Below are 1,229 nucleotides of genomic sequence, written 5' to 3'. Positions count from 1 at the left end.
CAGCCTCATCCTGGAGCACCCCTCCTTTCGGGGGCGGCGCCCCTCCACTTGTTTACTTCCTTTCGGCAAGATTCTTAGGTGAGGCAACGAATCCATTTCGGAAAGAAATTAGCTGAGGCAAGTCGCCGCGTTGTGGATTTCTCCCTGGAAGGGTATAATTACGAGTTCATTAGGAGTGAGGTGTATGCAGAGGGATCGCTTCCAGGAAATACGCGAGGCCTTCGCCCGGGATATCGCGGGGGCGGCCACGGAGGCGGAGGTCCTCGAAGTCAAGGGGCGCTACCTGGGCAAGAAGCGGGGGATCCTGCCGGACCTGCTTTCGGCGCTGAAGACGGTGCCCCCCGAGGACCGGCGCGAATACGGGCAGGCAGTCAACGCCCTCAAGGGCGAGCTGGAGGCCTCCGTCGAAGAGGCCGTGCGGCGGCTGGCCTCGGCGCGCAGGGCGCCGCCCGCCGTGGACCTTACTCTCCCCGGGCTTCCGCCCGACGTCGGGCGCATCCATCCCATCACGCGGGTGCGAAGGGAGATCGAGGAGATCTTCATCTCCATGGGATACGCCGTGGCCACTGGGCCCGAGGTGGAAGACGCGTACCACAATTTCGAGGCTCTCAACACGCCCGCCGACCACCCCAGCCGGGACATTCAGGATACCTTCTACCTGGAGGGCGGGCTCCTCCTGCGGACCCATACGTCTCCCGTCCAGATTCGCACCATGGAAGCCCGGCGCCCCCCCATCAAGGTCATCGCCCCGGGCCGCGTCTTTCGGCGGGACGACGACGCCAGCCACTCCCCCATGTTCTGCCAGGTGGAGGGTCTCCTCGTGGACAGGGGGGTCACCATGGCCCACCTCAAGGGGACCCTGGACCATTTCTACCGAAGGCTTTTCCGAAAGGACGTCACGGTCCGCTTCCGGCCCTCGTTCTTCCCCTTCACCGAGCCCTCCGCCGAAACGGACCTCACGTGTGTGCTGTGCTCGGGCCGGGGCTGTCCCGTGTGCAAACGGACCGGCTGGCTGGAAGTGGGCGGCTGCGGGATGGTGGACCCCGCCGTCTTCGGCTTCGTGGGGATCGACCCCGAGGAGTACACGGGTTTCGCCTTCGGGTTGGGGATCGACCGGATGGCCATGCTGAAGTACGGGATCGACCACATCCGCCACTTCTACGAGAACGACGCGCGCTTCCTGGAGCAATTCTGAGGCCCCCATGCGATTCCCCCTGAGCTGGATCGGC

1 protein-coding gene is annotated in these 1,229 nt (G+C 64.8%); it reads left to right on the top strand.

The window, feature by feature from the left end; all coding sequences use genetic code 11:
• The first annotated feature begins 184 nt into the window (after window positions 1-184).
• Window positions 185-1,195: a phenylalanine--tRNA ligase subunit alpha gene (gene pheS, locus AB1824_13595; protein MEW5765992.1), complete on the top strand. Its 1,011-nt coding sequence runs from the start codon at window positions 185-187 to the stop codon at window positions 1,193-1,195.
• The last annotated feature ends 34 nt before the right edge of the window (window positions 1,196-1,229 follow it).

Source organism: Acidobacteriota bacterium, assembly GCA_040752915.1.
In the GTDB taxonomy this organism is placed as follows: Bacteria; Acidobacteriota; UBA4820; order UBA4820; family DSQY01; genus JBFLVU01.
The sequence above is the reverse complement of the archived record's forward strand: the minus strand, read 5'-3'. Positions and strand labels throughout refer to the sequence as shown.